The sequence below is a fragment of the Serpens gallinarum genome (genome assembly GCF_014836765.1).
GTDB lineage: Bacteria > Pseudomonadota > Gammaproteobacteria > Pseudomonadales > Pseudomonadaceae > Serpens > Serpens gallinarum.
Genome location: NZ_JACSQG010000005.1, coordinates 1 through 18,642, shown reverse-complemented (window position 1 = coordinate 18,642; position 18,642 = coordinate 1). Strand labels below are relative to the sequence as shown.

Annotated in this window: 15 protein-coding genes; 6 read left to right on the top strand and 9 right to left on the bottom strand. The window is 61.2% G+C overall.

Annotated elements, in window-relative coordinates; genetic code table 11:
• Positions 1-223: 223 nt before the first annotated feature.
• From H9642_RS10775 to H9642_RS10765, 3 genes are all read right to left on the bottom strand, one after another.
• The gene (locus H9642_RS10775; RefSeq protein WP_251836449.1) at positions 224-1,087 is read right to left on the bottom strand and encodes an SPFH domain-containing protein; all 864 of its coding nucleotides are present in this window, start codon (positions 1,085-1,087) and stop codon (positions 224-226) included.
• 67 nt (positions 1,088-1,154) lie between these two features.
• A complete protein-coding gene (locus H9642_RS10770) occupies positions 1,155-1,598 on the bottom strand; it encodes an NfeD family protein (RefSeq protein WP_251836448.1) in 444 nt (147 codons plus the stop codon).
• A gap of 150 nt (positions 1,599-1,748) precedes the next feature.
• Complete coding sequence (locus H9642_RS10765; RefSeq protein ID WP_251836447.1) at positions 1,749-3,578, bottom strand: SLC13 family permease; 1,830 nt, start codon at positions 3,576-3,578, stop codon at positions 1,749-1,751.
• Between the two features lie 217 nt (positions 3,579-3,795).
• Here H9642_RS10765 and rlmF point away from each other — a divergent pair, with 217 nt between their 5' ends.
• The gene (gene rlmF, locus H9642_RS10760) at positions 3,796-4,773 is read left to right on the top strand and encodes a 23S rRNA (adenine(1618)-N(6))-methyltransferase RlmF (protein WP_433962696.1); all 978 of its coding nucleotides are present in this window, start codon (positions 3,796-3,798) and stop codon (positions 4,771-4,773) included.
• A 37-nt stretch (positions 4,774-4,810) separates the two neighbouring features.
• Here rlmF and H9642_RS10755 read toward each other — a convergent pair whose 3' ends face one another.
• Complete coding sequence (locus H9642_RS10755; protein WP_251836445.1) at positions 4,811-5,113, bottom strand: hypothetical protein; 303 nt, start codon at positions 5,111-5,113, stop codon at positions 4,811-4,813.
• 110 nt (positions 5,114-5,223) lie between these two features.
• Positions 5,224-5,763: a hydrolase gene (locus H9642_RS10750; RefSeq protein WP_251836444.1), complete on the bottom strand. Its 540-nt coding sequence runs from the start codon at positions 5,761-5,763 to the stop codon at positions 5,224-5,226.
• Between the two features lie 246 nt (positions 5,764-6,009).
• On the opposite strand from H9642_RS10750, the gene H9642_RS10745 reads away from it, so the two are divergent.
• Together H9642_RS10745 and H9642_RS10740 are read left to right on the top strand one after the other, a co-directional pair.
• Positions 6,010-8,349, top strand: coding sequence for a DUF1631 domain-containing protein (locus H9642_RS10745; RefSeq protein ID WP_251836443.1), 2,340 nt, complete (start codon positions 6,010-6,012; stop codon positions 8,347-8,349).
• Positions 8,346-8,675 (top strand): PilZ domain-containing protein, encoded by a 330-nt coding sequence (locus tag H9642_RS10740; RefSeq protein WP_251836442.1) that lies wholly within the window; start codon positions 8,346-8,348, stop codon positions 8,673-8,675. Before H9642_RS10745 ends, H9642_RS10740 begins: the two co-directional genes overlap by 4 nt.
• 118 nt (positions 8,676-8,793) lie before the next feature.
• Here H9642_RS10740 and clpB read toward each other — a convergent pair whose 3' ends face one another.
• From clpB to rluD, 3 genes are all read right to left on the bottom strand, one after another.
• A complete protein-coding gene (clpB, locus tag H9642_RS10735) occupies positions 8,794-11,358 on the bottom strand; it encodes an ATP-dependent chaperone ClpB (RefSeq protein ID WP_251836441.1) in 2,565 nt (854 codons plus the stop codon).
• A 168-nt stretch (positions 11,359-11,526) separates the two neighbouring features.
• On the bottom strand, positions 11,527-12,255 hold the full coding sequence (gene pgeF, locus H9642_RS10730; RefSeq protein ID WP_251836440.1) for a peptidoglycan editing factor PgeF: 729 nt from the start codon (positions 12,253-12,255) through the stop codon (positions 11,527-11,529).
• The gene (gene rluD / locus H9642_RS10725) at positions 12,255-13,226 is read right to left on the bottom strand and encodes a 23S rRNA pseudouridine(1911/1915/1917) synthase RluD (RefSeq protein WP_251836439.1); all 972 of its coding nucleotides are present in this window, start codon (positions 13,224-13,226) and stop codon (positions 12,255-12,257) included. The genes pgeF and rluD overlap by 1 nt, the downstream gene beginning before the upstream one ends.
• Before the next feature lie 144 nt (positions 13,227-13,370).
• On the opposite strand from rluD, the gene H9642_RS10720 reads away from it, so the two are divergent.
• From H9642_RS10720 to H9642_RS10710, 3 genes are all read left to right on the top strand, one after another.
• A complete protein-coding gene (locus H9642_RS10720; RefSeq protein ID WP_251836438.1) occupies positions 13,371-14,342 on the top strand; it encodes an outer membrane protein assembly factor BamD in 972 nt (323 codons plus the stop codon).
• Between the two features lie 78 nt (positions 14,343-14,420).
• Positions 14,421-15,251, top strand: coding sequence for an SDR family oxidoreductase (locus H9642_RS10715; protein WP_251836437.1), 831 nt, complete (start codon positions 14,421-14,423; stop codon positions 15,249-15,251).
• Between the two features lie 217 nt (positions 15,252-15,468).
• Positions 15,469-18,090 (top strand): SNF2-related protein, encoded by a 2,622-nt coding sequence (locus H9642_RS10710; protein ID WP_433962695.1) that lies wholly within the window; start codon positions 15,469-15,471, stop codon positions 18,088-18,090.
• A 4-nt stretch (positions 18,091-18,094) separates the two neighbouring features.
• On the opposite strand, the gene H9642_RS10705 is transcribed toward H9642_RS10710, so the two are convergent.
• Entirely contained in the window at positions 18,095-18,442 is a 348-nt protein-coding gene (locus H9642_RS10705) for a hypothetical protein (RefSeq protein ID WP_251836436.1), read from the bottom strand.
• Positions 18,443-18,642: the final 200 nt, after the last annotated feature.

Genomic DNA, 18,642 nt, shown 5'->3' with positions numbered 1-18,642 from the left:
CCGTTGAAAAACGTAGGCGAGGCAGGCAAGACAAGGCAAAAACAGGCGAGGAAGCGGACCGGGCTCGCGTTCGAGTTTAGGCGTTCTAAATGAGCATGACTCACTTCGTTCGCCCTTCGGGCCGCGCTAAAGCGCGTTAGCCGCAAGCGGCTTGCCGAGCCTGTTTTTAACGCAGTATTGCCAACGCAGGAAGTTTTTCAACGGCCTGCTAAGCGGGTAGACCTCAGGCCCGCGCGCCCAACTTGCCGACTACGCCACGCAGGGTTTCCTGAATATCGGCGGGCAATAGCACGGTTTTGGCGTTGCTGCTCTGGCTGAGTTTCTCCAGCGAGGCGATGTACTTTTCGCCGAGCAGGTACATCATCGGCCCGCTTTCATTGCCAATCGCACTGCTCACGCGGCGGATCGCCTCAGCCGAGGCTTCGGCCAGCATCACCTGCGCATCGGCATCGCGCCTGGCCGATTCCAGTCGCGCTTCAGCTTCCAGAATCGCCGCCTGCTTGGCGCCTTCAGCACGGGTCACGGTGGCCTTGCGCTCACGCTCGGCAGCCGCCTGCAGTTCCATGGCGCGCTGCATGGATTCCGACGGCTTGATGTCCTGGATTTCCACCGACTTGACCGTCAGCCCCCAGTCCACTGCTTCGTCGGCAATGCTTTCGCGCAGACGCGCCTTGATGCGGTCACGGGACGACAGCGCCTCGTCCAGCTCCATCTCGCCGACGATGGAGCGCAGCGTGGTCATGATCAGGTTGCGGATCGCCTCGGAGAAATCGGTGATGCCGTACACCGCCTTGACCGGGTCGGTGACCTTGATGAAGGCAATCGCGTTGGTCAGGATCACCGCGTTGTCGCGGGTGATGACTTCCTGCTCCTGCACATCGAGGATGATGTCCTTGGTCACCAGTTTGTAAGCCACCCGGTCCAGGTACGGAATCAGGATGTTCAACCCAGGACGCAAGGTGCTGTGATATTTGCCCAGTCGTTCGACGACCCACTCTTCGCCTTGTGCCACCAGGCGCACGCCCTTGGCGACGGTAACGACGATAAACACCAGAACCACTATCGCAATGATCAAGCCCGCATTCATGTAGCTACCCCTTGAAAGGAAAATGAGCTGCCCGGGCCACGCGCCTGGGGCAATGCCAGCGCCTTTGTTAGGCCTTGGCGACTTTCACGTAACTGCCTTCGACGGAAACCAGCCGCACGCGCTCACCGGCGGCGATGGTTTCTTCGGCCACACAGGCCCACTCTTCGGCGCCCAGGATCGGCCGCTGAAAACGCACCTTGCCGCGCTGGAAGGGCTCCACCTTGCCGACCAGCAGGCCGACCTCGCCGATCACTTCGCCTGCGGCGGTGCCGACCAGCGTCTTGTGCCGCTTCGGATTGAACACCTGGAACCACAAGGCAACCATGGCCAGCGACGCCACGCCCCACAGCGCCAGCTGTGTCGTCAGCGACGCATCGCCGACCACCAGCATGACCCCGGCCACCAGCAACGCGCCGAGGCCGAACCAGATTACGAAGAACGCGGGAATCGCCAACTCCAGCAAGATCAGCAAGATGCCGCCGACCGCCCAGTACCACCATTCGATTGTCATCGCGTCTCTCTTTGAAATTAAACGCCGAGGTTGCTTCCGCCAGCGTAACAGCGCTGCGCATGGCGAAAGGCCATAACCTCACAAGGCCAGAACGTTGACGTCATTGCAAGGCTGCCCCTCAAGCATGCAGGTTTTCAGCCACTGCCCCGCTTACAGCGGAAACACCCAGGGCACCATGACCACCGACACCAGCATAACCAGCCCGGTAAAGGGCACACCCACGCGCACGAAGTCACTGAAGCGGTAACGGCCCGGGCCGAGCACCAGGGTGTTCACTGGCGAGGAAATCGGCGTCATGAACGCCGCCGAAGCAGCTAATGCCACAATCATCGCGAAGGGATAGGGCGAAACGCCGAGTTGCTGGGCCACCGACAGCGCCACTGGCGCCATCAGCACCGCCGTGGCGGTATTGGAGATGAACAGGCCGATCACCGCCGTGAGCAGGAACAGACTGGCTAACAGCGCGCGAGGGCCGGCATCGCCGAGCACACCCACCAGCGCCTCGACCGCCAGGGCAATCCCGCCGGTCTTCTGCAAGGCCAAGGCAAAAGGCAGCATGCCGACAATCAGCATCAGGCTCGGCCAGTGGATGGCCTTGTAGGCACTGTCAATGTCGATGCAGCGGAACGCGCCCATCAGCAGGCAGGCCAGCAAGGCGGCAATCGCGTTGGGCACCAGGCCGCTGACCATCAGCGCGATCATCACGGCGACACTAAGCAGTGCATAGGGCGCCTTGCGCGCCGCCGGGGCGACTTCGTCGACTTCCACCGGCAGGCTGAGGACCAGAAAGTCATGGCTCAGGCCCTGCAAACGTTCGATGTTCTTCCAGTCGCCGGCTACCAGCAGGGTGTCGCCGGGCTTGAGCTTCTCATCCACCAGCAGACCCGCCAGCGCCTCGCGGTTGCGCCGCAGGCCCACCACGTTGAGCTTGTGCTGGCTGCGAAAGCCCAACTCCTGAATGGTCTTGCCGGGCAGTTGCGACTCCGGCGGCAGGGCCACTTCGGCCAGGCCCAGTTCGTGGGCATGGTCGGCGTAATAGGATGTTTTCAGCTGCAGCGGCGTCAGGCCCAGCTCGTCATAGGCGCCCAGTAGACCGATGGCCGGGCTGGCCAGATCGACCAGCAGAATGTCGCCGCTTTGCAGACTGGTGTTGCCGGTGGCCATCAACAGCAGATTGCGAAACTTGCCGTGGCGCTCCACCGCAATCACGTTGATGCCGTACTGCGTGCGCAATTCCAGTTCATCCAGCGTACGGTCGGCCAGCGGGGAATGGGGCAGCACGCGCAAGCGGCGCTCGCGCTCGAACAGGCGATAGTCGCCGGCCAGGTCGGCCAGGGTATGCCGCGAACGCCCCGAAGTCTGCTGCGTGTCCCTGGGGTTAAGCCAGCGACGCGCCACCAGCATGTAGCCGATGCCCAGCAGCAGAATCGCCAGGCCGATGGGGGTGAAGGCGAAAAAGCCAAACCCCTCCAGACCGGCGCGGCGCAATTCGCTGTGCACCACCAGATTAGGCGGCGTAGCCACCAGGGTCAGCATGCCGCTGATCAAGCCGGCGAAGGCCAGCGGCATCATCAGCCGGCTGGCTGGCACACGCAGGCGCACGGCAATGCCCAGCACCACCGGAATGAAGATCGCCACCACACCGGTGGAGCTCATCACCGAGCCGAGGGTGGCCACTGCCAGCATCAGCAGAATCAGCAGTCGTGTTTCGCTGCTGCCGGCCGTCTTCACCAGCCAGTCGCCCAGGCGGTAGGCAATGCCGGTGCGCACCAGGCCATCGCCAATCACAAACAGCGCGGCAATCAGCACCACACTGGGGTCGCTGAATCCAGCCAAGGCTTCGGGAACCGTGAGGATGCCGGTCAGCGGCAAGGCCACCATGGCCAACAGGGCGACCACGTCCATGCGCGGCCTGTTGCGCACGAACAGCACGACGCAGATGCCCAGCAGGAGAAGAACCAGCAGCAAATCGGTATTCATAGGATCACAACGAGAAGAAGGGATATCGGCCAGGAAAAATGCCGCCCTACCATACCTGGCTATTCAGGTTTGAAAAGCCATAAACCGGGGAGCGTGATGAAAAAATGCCAGCACCCCAGCGCAGCTGATAACGCGTCGCCAGTGGCCCCCCAGCGCGCATCTTGGGCGGCGACTTGTGGGACAATTCCGCTCCCGCGTTTTTGCCCCGATGACCATCATGTCCAGTACTTCCCGCTTGACCCCGCCCAAGGCCGCGCTGCACCCGCGCAACCGCCATCAGGGCCGTTATGACTTTCCGGCACTGATCAAAAATTGTCCGGAACTGGCACAATTCGTCATCCTCAATCCGTACGGCAAGCAGAGCATCGACTTCGCCAACCCCGAGGCCGTGCGGGTCTTCAACCGCGCCCTGCTGGGCCACCTCTACGGCATTCGCCACTGGGACATTCCGCCGGGTTATCTGTGCCCACCGGTTCCGGGGCGCGCCGATTATGTGCACGGCCTGGCCGACGTGCTGGCCGCCGACAACGAGGGGCAAATTCCCCGTGGCCGCCGTATTCGCGTGCTGGATATCGGCACAGGCGCCAACTGCATCTATCCGCTGCTGGGCCAGCACGATTACGGCTGGCACTTCACCGGTACCGACATTGATGCCACCGCGCTGCGCTCGGCGGCCACCATCATCAAGGCGAACCGCCTCGACCAGGCCATCGCCCTGCGCCAGCAAGCAGATCCCCGGCATATCTTTCAGGGCCTGATACAAGCTGACGAGCGCTTCGACCTGACGCTGTGCAACCCGCCCTTCCACGCCTCGGAAGAAGAAGCCAGCCGGGGCAGTCAACGCAAGTGGCGCAACCTGGGCAAGCTTGATCCCAAGCGCAAACTGCCGGTGCTGAATTTCGGAGGCCAGGCGGCCGAACTGTATTGCCACGGTGGCGAAGCGGCATTTATTGCACGCCTGGCGAGTGAAAGCGCCCTGTGTGCTGGCCAGGTCTGCTGGTTCAGCAGCCTGGTGTCCAAAGCTGCCAACCTGCCAACGCTACAGCGCCAACTCAAACAACTCGGCGCGTGCGAGGTAAATACCATCGCCATGGCCCAGGGCCAGAAACAGAGCCGTTTCGTAGCCTGGACCTTTCTTGGGGAGGAACAGCGCCTGGCCTGGCGTCGCGAACGCTGGCAAAACGCGGGTGCATGACAGGCAGCGGGGCTAGGTAACGGCCTTGCCGTGGGAATCAGGAAAAGTGCATGCCGACATAGGGCTGCAGCAACAAGACAGTGTGGTACGCAGCGCCCATGAACAGAACCAGCAGGCATAGATAAGCAGCATGCATCAGAACGCTGCGCGCAAAACGCCCCGTCCACCAGCGGTTGAACACCATGAGCAACCAGGCCAACGGCATAGTCGACAGGGCAATGATCACCCCTGTGGAGGTTTGCGGCTGCGTTACCAGCAAGGTCACAACGCTCAGCATGATGATTGCGTACAACCTGTGGCGACGCGCACGCCAGGGGCTGTGCAACGGGACCGGCTTCATGTCTCGCTCCTGATTGTTTTTTGACATCAAGCCGGTGGATAGCAAGAAATCTGCCACTGATGGCATAACATCATCACTGGCCGTTGCTGATCCTGCATTTAAAAACCTGCTTAGCGGATGAACGTTTTGCTGACGTCGCGAAATTGCTCGGTTCCGGCACGCTCTAGCCATTCAAAGGCAACCATTTCCCGAGAAACGATCACTGCACCGGCCTGGCGCATACGCTCCAGAGCCAGCGCCTTGTTGGCGGGCAGGCGCGACGCCACGGCCTCCGAGACTATGAACACCTGACGTCCTCGAGCGAGTAGCTCCAGCACGGTTTGCAACACACACACATGCGCCTCGGCACCGCAGACCACGAATTGCTGGCGCTCACCGCCCGGCTGGGCAAGCAGCGCGTCATCCGTGGCGGAAAATCTCATTTTTTCGACGGTGACCGCGCCGTCAAGATGCGCCCGCAGCGCAGCCACTGTTGACCCCAACCCTTTCGGGTATTGCTCGGTCACCAGAACAGGCACCTCAAGACGTTTGGCCACTTGCGCCAGCCAGGCACTGTTCTCCACCAGCGCTTCGGCGTCGTGCAAGGCCGGGCACAGGCGTTCCTGGATATCGATGACCAACAGGGTGGACGTGGCAGCGCGCATCAACATGAAAAAAACTCCCAGAACCGAACGTCGAAGAGAACCAAGCCAGACTCGGCACAGCGATCGAAGAAGACCAAAGGCTGGCACGAAGAACAAGCCCCAGGAAAGCCCGATTGACAAGCCAACTGAGACACAAGTCAAGCCTTGGACCTCCTGATGGCACAAAGCCTTCCAGAGCGGCATTCGACTGCTTTACCGTATCCCAACGACAGAAGGGCGTCTTGCAGACAGGTTCAGGAAGGACCACCTACCATGAGCAGTACCATTCTCCCCCCCGGTGCTAAAAAGCCAAACACCGCCCTAGCCGAACGCGGAATCCAGCCCCGCTTCGGCGAACTGGCGCAGGATTGTCGACAACGGATCATGAATAGGTTGGCCGAGCGACTGGGCACAGTCTTCACGCTGGTCGACCGCACCCTGGTAACGCACGCGGAGAAGGCTGGGAACAACAAACTCCAGTCCCTATTTTTCGACAGCATGCGCGACATCCGCCATCAGCGGGCCTCGATTGAACGCGTTTACCATCAGCAGATTGCCAACCGTTTTACTCAATTCCTCGAAGGACCGACGCCACTTGCCTCCACGGTTACCAGGGCTGAATCACTGAGCTTGATCGAGCACGAGGATTACGAGGAAACCCTGCTGGTGACCAACATGGCCAGCCGAGTCAAGGCACGTTGCCCTCAGGCCCTGTTCGCGCTCACTCAGCGCCTGGCGCTACTCAATCGAGGGCAGCGACTACCTGATCTGGACAACCCGTTCGCCCCGCAGGTCATTGCCCAGGCCTTTCGTCACGCCCTGGCGCCCAGCGCATTCAGCCTGCGTATCAAAACCATTTTGTACACCCTGTTCGAGCAACAGGTCATGGACGACCTGGATGCGCTCTACGATGACCTCAACTCTTGCCTGATCGCAGCTGGCGTACTGCCTAATCTGAAATTCAGCGTCCAGAACCCGGACGAACCGCTTAACCCAGCCAAACAGGCCTCGACGCATTCAGCCGCCGGCAACGGTGGAGGCAGCACCCCGCATACCGGAAAATCCCGCCGGGATTCGTCCACGGAGCCGACCGCAGCGCCTGCCGAAGATCCAGCGGCCTGGTTTCTCGGCCTGAGCGAACTGCTCGATACCCACCGCCAACAAGCACCCGAGGCGCCGCTGTTAGGCGGCCGAAGCATCGTCAGCTTCGCGCTACGCACCGCAACCAGTACCTATTCAGCCGGCGAGTTGCAGGCGGCGCTGGATCGCCTGCAAGAGCAGTCCGCCGCAAACCTGGCGCAACGGCTGGGCCAACCGCAGCCGGTTGAGTCGTTCAAGGTCGACCTGTATAACCAGTTGGAGATTCGCAGCCAGCTACCCGGCCAGCAAAAACTCGCGAGCGAGGAAGCCGATGTCGTCGATCTGGTGGGCATGCTGTTCGACTTCATCCTCAAGGATCAAAACCTGCCAGATAGCTGCAAGATCGCGTTATCGCACCTGCATACGCCTTATCTGAGAATCGCCTTGCAGGACAAAGCACTCTTCACCCTGCCCCAACATCCCGCGCGCATACTGCTTAACAGCCTCGCCCAGGCGGGTGTGCTCTACGGAGACGAGGAGGATGACAGCGGTCTGCTGAGCAAGATCCATTGGGTTGTGGAGCAGGTGCTGCGCAACTACCGCGGAGAGCAGCGACTGCTGAAAGATCTGCTCGACGAGTTCACGACCTTTGTCACCGCCCTTCGGCACAGGATCGAACTGCACGAGCGGCGGGCCGTAGAGGCAGCCAAAGGCCGCGACCGCTTGACCACCGCCCGTAACCTGGCACTGGACGTCATTGCCCGGGCGCAGCAGAACCGTGAACTGCCCGCCATGATTCGCGGTTTCTTCGAACAGACTTGGCTCGATGTCTTGGTGTTCGTGCTGCTTCGTCACGAAGCCTCCAGTGAGCAATGGCAGCGTGTCTGCACCACCACCGAGCAACTGGCCTGGAGCTGCACCGCGCTCACCGATGCCGAGCAGGAAAAGCTGCGCGGCCTGCGCCTTGCGTTGCTGGAGGACGTTCGCCAGGGAATGCTCTGGCTCGGCGGCCTGCATGACGACAGCATTCGCCAGCGACTACGCGACATCGTCGCCTGTCAGCTGGCGGCACAACACGGCCAGCCCAGCGTATCGGCCCCAACGGCAACAGGCAGCGTCCCCACCCTGGGCATCAATCGCTTGGACATCGAGCTTGGCGAGGAGGCCGAACTGTTACGCACGCCCCCGCCCAAGGTGCTGTCGCCGCGCATCCAAGCCCTGGTCGAGCAGCTGAAACACCTGGAGTTCGGCACCCGATTCGAGTTCATCCAGGGCGAGGAGCGCCGCCGGCTCAAGCTCTCCTGGTTCAGCCCGACCAGTCACAACTACATGTTCGTCGACCACAGCGGACTGCGAGTGGCGGTCAAGCCGATCGACGTGCTAGCCGAGGAAATCGACCAGGGCCAGGCGCGCATCCTACCCCCCAGGGTCACCGCTCCGCTGGTCGACCGAGCGCTGGCCGCTATCGTCCGTGTACTGCATCGTTTCTCCGGCCGCCTGCCGGATTCCGCTCAAGGAACCGACACTCCATGAACGAACGTCGTCGTCATGATCGCTACAGCGCCACACCGCATCTGGAAGTGTTCGAGCGGCATTCCGGGATCCGCCTGGGCAGCCTGGCCGACTTATCGCTAGAGGGTTTCATGCTGTTCTGTGAGCAGTCTCAGCCCGCCGATACGGTCGTTGAATGCCGTCTGCTGCTGCCGCAACCACTGGATGGAATCGACGAAATCCATTTGGCTGCCGATTGCCTGTGGAGCAGGCCGGGCGCGGAAGGCCAGAGCAGCTGGGCCGGTTATCAGATCCTCGACATATCGGAAGCACATAGCGCCGTGCTGCAAAAACTGATGGTCGATTAGCCGGGCCTTCAGAAAAGCTCTGTAGCAAAGAAAAACGCCATGTACCGCAGCGACGGACATGGCGTTTCGGTGAACACAGTGCCGGGAACAGCCAGCGCCCCCGACCCGCTGTACCCATTCAGGCGAAGACGATATCGTCGCCCTCCACCTTGGCATGCACCACCGCGCCGGGCGCGAACTGACCGGAGAGAATCTGCTGGGCCAGGGGGTTTTCGATCCAGCGCTGAATGGCGCGCTTGAGCGGCCGCGCGCCATAGACCGGGTCGTAACCCACTGCCACCAGCTTGTCCAACGCCTCGTCGCTGATCTCCAGGCTCAGCTCGCGTTCGGCTAGACGCTGGCGCAGGCGGCCCAGTTGGATCTGGGCAATGCCGGCGATCTGCTCACGGGCCAGCGGGTCAAAGACCACCACCTCGTCGATACGGTTGATGAACTCGGGCCGGAAATGGTGACTGACCGCATCCAGCACCGCCGCACGCTGGGCATCCGGGTCGCCGACCAGTTCCTGAATCTGCGTGGAGCCCAGGTTGGACGTCATCACAATGACCGTGTTCTTGAAGTCCACCGTGCGGCCGTGACTGTCGGTCAGGCGACCGTCTTCGAGAACCTGCAGCAGCACGTTGAACACATCCGGGTGAGCTTTTTCGACCTCGTCGAGCAGCACCACTGAGTAGGGTTTGCGCCGCACGGCCTCGGTCAGATAGCCGCCTTCCTCGAAGCCGACATAGCCGGGCGGCGCACCGATCAGCCGCGCCACAGAGTGCTTCTCCATAAACTCGGACATGTCGATACGAATCATCGCCTCCTCGGTGTCGAAGAGGAACTCGGCCAGCGCCTTGCACAGTTCGGTCTTGCCTACACCGGTCGGGCCGAGGAACAGGAAGGAGCCGCTCGGCCGGTTCGGATCGGCCAGCCCGGCCCGCGAGCGGCGCACCGCGTTGGACACCGACACTACGGCCTCATGCTGACCAATCACCCGCTGGTGCAGCAGGTCTTCCATCTTCAGCAGCTTCTCGCGTTCGCCTTCGAGCATCTTGGACACCGGGATACCCGTCCACTTGGAAACCACTTCGGCAATCTCTTCGTCGGTGACCTTGTTGCGCAGCAGTTGCTTCTCCGTCTTGCCATGCTGCTCGGCCATCTGCAGGCTGCGCTCCAGGTCAGGGATGGCCTGGTACTGGATACGCGCCATGGTTTCCAGATCACCCTTGCGCCGCGCGGCTTCCATTTCCTGACGCGCCTGCTCGATCTTCTGCTGGATCTGCGCGGTACCCTGCACCTCGGCTTTTTCGGATTTCCAGATCTCTTCCAGATCGGCGTATTCGCGCTGCAAGAGCTGGATCTCTTCCTCGAGTTTTTCCAGGCGCTTCTTGGTGGCCTCGTCGTCTTCTTTCTTCAGCGCCTCGCGCTCGATCTTCAGCTGGATCAGACGGCGGTCCAGGCGGTCGAGTTCTTCTGGCTTAGAGTCGATCTCCATGCGAATGCGGCTGCCCGCCTCGTCGATCAGGTCGATGGCCTTGTCCGGCAACTGGCGGTCGGTGATGTAGCGGTGCGAAAGTTTGGCGGCGGCGATGATCGCGCCGTCGGTGATGGTCACGCCGTGGTGCACTTCGTAGCGCTCTTTCAGGCCGCGCAGGATGGCAATGGTGTCTTCCTCGCTCGGCTCGTCAACCAGCACCTTCTGGAAGCGCCGTTCCAGAGCGGCATCCTTCTCGACGTACTGACGGTATTCATCCAGCGTGGTGGCGCCTACGCAATGCAGTTCGCCCCGAGCCAGGGCCGGCTTGAGCATATTGCCGGCATCCATGGAGCCTTCGGCCTTGCCGGCACCGACCATGGTGTGCAGCTCGTCGATAAACAGGATCACCCGCCCTTCCTGCTTGCCCAGTTCGTTGAGCACGGCCTTCAGGCGTTCCTCGAATTCGCCGCGGAACTTGGCGCCGGCGATCAGCGCGCCCATGTCCAGGGACAGCAGGCGTTTGTCCTTGAGACCATCGGGCACCTCACCGTTGATGATGCGTTGGGCCAGTCCCTCGACAATGGCGGTCTTGCCCACGCCGGGTTCGCCAATCAGCACCGGGTTGTTTTTGGTGCGGCGTTGCAAAACCTGGATGGTGCGACGGATCTCGTCGTCACGGCCGATGACCGGATCCAGCTTGCCCTCTTCGGCCAGCTTGGTCATGTCCACGGTGTACTTGTCCAAGGCCTGGCGAGCTTCTTCGGCATTCGGGTCATTGACCGCCGCGCCGCCACGCAGGTTGGCGATGGCGTTTTCCAGCGCCTTCTTGGTGACGCCCTGGCCGAGCAGCAGTTTGCCCAGCTTGGTGTTTTCATCCAGTGCAGCAAGCAGCACCAGTTCGCTGGAGATGTACTGGTCGCCCTTCTGCTGCGCCAGGCGGTCGGCCTGGTTGAGCAGGCGCGCCAGGTCCTGGGACATGTTCATGTCGCCGGTCGGGTTTTGCAGCTTGGGCAATTGGTCCAGTGCCTGGGTCAACGCTTGACGCAGGCTGTTGACATCGAAACCAACCTGCATCAGCAACGGTTTGATCGAGCCGCCTTGTTGCTCCAGCAGCGCCTGCATCAGGTGCAGCGGCTCAATGGAGGGATGATCAAAACCGACTGCGATGGATTGCGCGTCGGACAGGGCGAGCTGCAACTTGCTGGTTAAACGATCGATACGCATGGAAAGTCATCCTCATGATGAAGGCAGGCAGGCGCGCTGAATCGCGCCTGTAGGCATGGCCTGCAAGATGCTTCTTAGATGAGGCTGATTGTTGAAGATTCAAGGCGGCGAGCCTTGATGCAAGTCAACGGCGAGGTAGAGGATTAACGTGGCCGGCGGCGCAACCGACTATTGCGCGAGCCAGATCAGCGACGCGAAACGCCCGGTCTGTGCGGAGCGCCGGTAGGAATAAAAGCGCGGGTCATTGTAGGTGCACAGTCCGCCACCATAAACGGCGGTGACGCCTTGCGCCGCCAGACGCAGGCGCGCCAGTTGATAAAGGTCGGCCAGATATTTACCGGCGTTGGCACTGGGCTGGAACGCCTCAGTGGCCAGCGGGTGATCAATCAGAAACGCCTCGCGCACCTCCGGCCCGACCTCGAAGGCGTCGGGACCAATCGCCGGCCCCAGCCACACGAGCACATCCTCGGCCGGCACGTTCAGGGCTTCCAAGGTAGCTTCCAGCATGCCGCCGGCCAACCCGCGCCAACCGGCATGGGCCGCCGCCACGCGGGTGCCGGCGCGGTCACAGAACAGCACCGGCAGGCAATCGGCGGTGAGAATCGTGCACGCCACATTGGGCGTCGCGCTCCAACTGGCATCCGCTTTATGCACTCGTTCCGGTTCGGCCTCGACCACGTCAATGCCATGCACCTGGTTGAGCCAGGCTGGCTGACACTGCAGCGCAGAGCACAAACGGCGACGGTTCTCGGCGACCGCAGCCGCATCATCCGCCACATGATCGCCGAGATTGAAGCTGTCGTAGGGCGGCTGGCTAACGCCACCACTGCGGGTGGTGACACAGGCGCGGACGGTGTCCGGCGCCGGCCAGTCGGGCAGCAGCCAGTCGCGGTTCATCAGACGAAGGATTCGTGGTCCTGGCGCAGCAGGGTCAGCAACCAGACAAGATCGTCCGGCAGCGGCGATTCCCATTTCATGCGCTTCTTGGTCACCGGGTGCTCCAGCTCCAGAAAACGCGCATGCAGCGCTTGACGCGGAAAATGCTTGAGGGTCTCGACCAGCGTCGGGCTGGCCGCCGGAGGAATACGGAAGCGACCGCTGTACACCGGATCGCCCACCAGCGGAAAACCGACATGGGACATATGCACACGGATCTGGTGCGTGCGCCCGGTTTCCAGCTTGACCCGCGTGTGGGTGTGCGAGCGGAACCGCTCCAGCACCCGGTAATGACTGACCGCCGGCTTGCCACCCTCGATCACCGCCATGCGCTGGCGCTGGCTGGAGCTGCGGCCGATGGGTGCATTGACCGTGGCGCCAGAGGTGATCACCCCGATCACGATGGCCTCGTAGATACGGGTGACGCTGCGCTTTTGCAGCTGATCGACCAGATCGGTGTGGGCTTCCAGGGTCTTGGCCACCACCATCAGACCAGTGGTGTCCTTGTCCAGACGATGGACGATGCCGCAACGCGGTACCTGATCGATACCCGGCACATGGTGCAGCAGGGCGTTAAGCAAGGTTCCGTCGGCATGCCCCGCCGCCGGGTGAACCACCAGCCCAGAAGGCTTGTCGATCACCAGCAACTGGTCGTCTTCATAGACGATGTTCAGGGCGATATCCTGCGCCACCCATTCACCCTGGACTTCCTGTTCGGCATCCAGATCCAGCACCGACCCGCCATGCACGGTGTCGCGCGGGCGCAGTACGGCGCCGTCGACCGTCAGACGACCATCCTTGATCCAACCGGATAGACGCGAACGTGAATGATCGGCGAACAGCTGCGCAGCAACCTGATCGAGACGTTGCCCGCCCAGTTCACTGGGAACTTCGGCGCGCAGTTGGATGGCTTGTTTAGTAGTCGGGGACATGCTCGGCAACGGCGAGGCGCGGCCTTTGGTTTCGGCGGCGCGCTTGTGATTAAATACGACTCTTTGTCCCGGTACACCGGGGCGCTCACTATATCAGGACGGCTCGGAGCACGACAGCCGGCCGTCACAGGGACGCTAGCTGCCATGCATGTGAAACACCTGTTGCTGATTGCCACCCTGGCCCTTGCCGCTTGCGCTTCCAACGAGCCAAGCGATGAGAATCTGAGCGAGGCCGATCTGTATCGGCAAGCGCAATCCGCTCTGGACGGCAAGAGCTATACCAACGCCGTCACCAAACTCAAGGCACTGGAGTCGCGCTATCCCTTTGGCCGCTACGCCGAGCAAGCGCAGCTGGAGTTGATCTACGCCTACTACAAGAATGGAGAGCCGGAAGCGGCCAAGTCGGCTGCTGAACGTTTCATCCGCCTGCATCCGCAGCACCCCAGCGTCGACTATGCGTATTACCTGAAAGGACTGGCAGCTTTCGATCAGGATCGCGGCCTGATGGCGCGCTTCCTGCCGCTGGAGATGAGCAAGCGCGATCCGGGCGCCGCACGTGACTCCTACAACGAATTCGCGCGCCTGACCAATCGCTACCCCAACAGCCGCTACGCACCCGATGCCAAGCAGCGCATGATCTACCTGCGCAATGTGCTGGCCGCCTATGAAGTGCATGTGGGCAACTATTACCTCAAGCGTAACGCCTATGTTTCGGCGGCCAACCGGGGCCGCTACGTGGTGGAGAACTTCCAGGAAACCCCTGCGGTTGGCGACGGTCTGGCCTTGATGGTCGAAGCCTATCAACGCCTGCGCCTGAATGACCTGGCCGACACCAGCCTGGCTGCGCTAAAGCTCAACTACCCGCAACATCCAAGCCTGGTGGACGGCGAGTTCGTCCCGCGCGAGAAAGGCGACGATGAACGCTCCTGGCTGGCCAAGGCGACCCTCGGCCTGATCGAAACCGATGCACCGCTGCCGCCGGGTGAAACCCGTGCCAGCCAGGATGTGCAGCGCCAGTTTCAAGATGCCGAAGAAGCGCTGCCCGAGGAGCTCAAGGTCGACGAGCCGGCCAAGCGCTCATGGTGGAGTCGCTTGACCTTCGGACTCTTCGACTGAGATAAACCCAAAGGGGGAGCCACGGCTCTCCCTTTTTTTATCTGCCCTGTTTTGCCTGGCTTATAGAAGGAACTGTGCATGAGCACTCCCGTCGCCCTGATTACAGGTTGTTCCGGCGGCATCGGCCGCGCCCTTGCCGAGACCTTTCGTGCCGCCGGTTACGAGGTCTGGGCCTGCGCCCGCAAGGCCGAAGACCTGGCCGAACTGCAGATGGCCGGTTTTACCGCCGCAGCTTTGGATGTCAACGATGCACAGGCCACAGAAAATCTGGTCGCCCGCCTCCAACGGGAAGCAGGACGCCTCGATGTGTTGGTCAACAATGCCGGTTACGGTGCCATGGGGCCGTTGTTGGATGGCGGCGTCGACACCTTGCGTGCCCAGTTCGAAACCAATGTCTTCGCGGTGATCGGGCTGACCCGTGCGTGCTTTCCACTGCTGCGCCAGAGTCGTGGCCTCGTGGTGAATATTGGTAGCGTCTCAGGCGTGCTGATCACGCCTTTCGCCGGTGCCTACTGCGCTTCCAAGGCCGCGGTGCATGCGCTGTCTGACGCCCTGCGTCTGGAATTGTCACCCTTTGGTATCGACGTGCTGGAAGTCCAACCTGGCGCCATCGCTTCAAGCTTTGGCGCTACGGCCAGCCGAGGGGCCGAAGCCTTGATCGCCAGCCACTCGCCCTGGTGGCCATTGCGCGATGGGATTCGAGCACGTGCCGGAGCATCTCAGGATCAGCCGACCCCAGCCAGCGACTTTGCTCGCGGCGTCGTCAAGGCCATCAAAGCCCCTCGCCGTCCCCGCCTGCTCCGCCTGGGCAATGGCAGTCGCGCCTTGCCGCTGATGGCTACGCTGTTGCCCAAGGGGCTGCTGGAGTTTGTGTTACGCCGCCGTTTTGGCTTGAATCGGCAGCTGTAAGCGAACTGAATCAATCCGGGCGCTCCCTTTGGGGTTGCCCGGATAATCAAGCAAGACTGGTGCAGCCATCCAGGTTCCATCCCAAGGCACAATCAGCACGCCCACCTGCACGCCAACGGCCTCCCTGTGAGACAATTTGCCGTTCCGCAATCAGTCGTGCCATCCCCATCACCATGTTGCGCGCTTCTTTCCCCCTCCCTATTGACGGCCTGCGCTGATGGTCGACATCCGCAAGGTTCAGCAACGCGACTGGCTCGACGCCTTCGAGTCAGCCTACGTATCACGTGGCCGAACCTATGCCGCCGCTGGCTTCTCACGTCTCGTGGAAATCGATGGGCAGGTTCTTAAAGCCAGCTGCCAAGGCTCCAATGACCGGCAGTATCGGCAATCCATCCGTTTGCAGCCACGGCCCACGCGTTGGGAAGTCCATGGTCTGTGCAGTTGCCCTGTTGGGTACAACTGCAAACATGTGGTTGCCGCATTGCTGCTGCTGGAACAGCAGTACCGACAGGGTCAGTCACCCACGCTTCGGCGCTCGGCCCCCCAACAAGTCATCCGTGACGATATTCAGCCTCGCCCCCTGCTGTATCTCAACAGCCATACCCGCGTGCACTTCGATGCCCGTAAGGGGCGCATGACTGAGCAGACCCAGCACCGCGCAGCGCTGGCCTTCGACTATGACGGTCAGCTCATTCACGGCAAGGCTTCGGGTGACCTGCTGCGTTTTATCGCCCCGGATAAACAGCTGCGCATCCGCCGCCACAGCGAAGCGGAAGCGCTGTACCGGCAACGCCTGACGGAACTGGGATTCAGCACCGCCTTGCGGGTCAGCGAGGCACTGTCGGAGAAAGTTGGCGAGCCGCTGCAACTGCCCAACGATGCCAGCTGGATGCAGTTTGTCCGCACCGACGTACCGCAGCTGCAGCGCGAGAACTGGCAGATTCATATTCTTCCGGATTTTCATTTCAATCTGGCAAACGTAGACGGCTGGTACGCGCAGCTCGAGGAAACAACTGACCACCAGTGGTTCGACCTGGAAATGGGCATTGAAGTGGAAGGCCAGCGCATCAGCCTACTGCCGATTCTGCTCCAGGCAATCCGCGCCACGCCCTGGCTGCTCGATGCTCAAGCTCTGAACCGCAGCGACGCGGACGCCTTTTTTCTCGCCGCACTGCCAGGCGAGGGTAGCCGCCGCGTGGCCCTGCCGTTTTCCCGGCTGAAGCCGCTGCTCAGCACACTCGGTGAGCTGTACTTCAACGATCAGCCTGCCGACTTGCAACGCTTGCGCCTGGCCAGCCCCGATGTCGCTCGCTTGCACACCCTGGAAAATAGCGTCGAGCTGCGCTGGCAAGGTGGAGAACGCCTTCGTGAACAGGCGCGTCGACTGCATGAACAGACCGAGCACAGCATTCAACCACCGCTCGGCTTGCAGGCCCAATTGCGCCCTTATCAATTGCAAGGGCTGGCCTGGATGCAATCCCTGGATGAATTGGGCATGGGCGGCATACTGGCCGATGACATGGGGCTGGGCAAAACACTGCAGACGCTAGCGCTGATCCTGTCCAAAAAAGTCGCGTGCCGCCTCCAGGCACCCGCCTTGATCATCATGCCCACCAGCTTGATTGCCAATTGGCTGGATGAAGCCGCTCGCTTCACACCTCAACTGCGCGTTCTGGCCCTGCATGGGCCGAAGCGAAAACAGCACTTCGCCAACCTGGGCCAATACGACCTACTGCTCAGCACTTACGCGCTGATACCGCGCGACTTTGCGGCTCTGGCTCAACAACCGCTGGAGTTGCTTATTCTCGACGAAGCGCAGAACATCAAGAACCCGCGCAGCAAGGCCGCTCAGGCTCTGGGCAAGCTGACCGCTCGACAACGCCTGTGCCTTACGGGTACGCCTATGGAAAACCACCTGGGCGAGCTCTGGTCGTTATTCAACGTGCTCATGCCAGGCTGGCTAGGTAACGAACAGGCCTTTAATCGCCACTATCGCGTGCCCATCGAAAAGCACGGCGACGCCGAACGCATGGCGTTGCTGCGCGCGCGCATACGACCGTTCATGTTGCGGCGTACCAAGGAACAGGTAGCACGAGAACTACCACCGAAGACCGAAATCATCCACTGGGTGGATCTGACCCAGAGTCAGCGTGATCGCTATGAAACCTTGCGTCTGGCCATGGATCGCAAGGTGCGGGAAGAGATCGAGCGTCAGGGCTTGGCCCGCAGTCAACTGGTGATTCTGGAAGCGCTTCTGCGCCTACGCCAAGTCTGCTGTGACTTGCGTCTTCTGGACGGAGCAAATAGCGGAAAACCGGAACACTCGGGCAAGCTCGTCGCCCTGATGAGCATGCTGGAAGAACTGTTTGCCGAAGGGCGTCGGGTTCTGCTGTTTTCCCAGTTCACCGGCATGCTGGCCTTGATCGAAACCGAACTGCAGCGACGAGGCATTCCCTATGCTCTGCTGACTGGCAGCACCCGCGACCGTGGCACGCCGGTGCGCGAGTTTCAGGCTGGCAAGCTGCCGATCTTCCTGATCAGCCTCAAAGCTGGCGGGGTTGGGCTAAACCTTACCGCAGCCGATACGGTGATTCACTTCGACCCTTGGTGGAATCCTGCCGCAGAAGCCCAAGCGAGCGATCGCGCTTACCGGATCGGTCAGACCAAGCCGGTATTCGTCTACAAATTGATTGCCCGTGGCAGCGTTGAAGAAAAAATCCAGCAGTTGCAGCAACAGAAAGCTCAACTCGCAGAAAGCATTCTGGCGGGCGATCAGCCTGACGTGAGGATGTCGCCAGAGGACCTCGACGCACTGCTGGGCCCTCTGGCCGTCAGCTAAGCCCTCAGGCCTTCAAGATCTCGTTTTCAACGACATACCAAATCTTGCTGCGCATGTCGTTGAGTACGGTCAGCCGGGCCTCTTCGTCCGCAGCGCCCTGCATGTCCTGCCCCAGGCCGCTGACCAGATAAATGATGGCGTCTATTGCCTTGCTGGTGTGCTCATCAAGTTCGCGTCCGGCTAACTCCAGCTTGTCGGACAGGTCGTGCCAGATGCTCTGACGGACTTCGGTAAACACCTGATCCACGGCAGTTTGCTCGATCTCTTCGGCGTTCAGCGACGGGTGAGATACCAAATAAACCACCTGCTCCATGACCGCATTGATCAAAGCATTATCCTGTTGCACACCCATCGTAGAACTACCTTAGAAAAAGAACTCATCAAGTTAGCGGCCGTAAAGACTAATAATTGAACTTAAATTTTCCGCGCACACAGACAAAACCCCAACCCGCGTGCGCGGATTGGGGTTTTGGGTTTAGGCGCTTGACGATGACCTACTCTCACATGGGGAAACCCCACACTACCATCGGCGAAGAGTCGTTTCACTGCTGA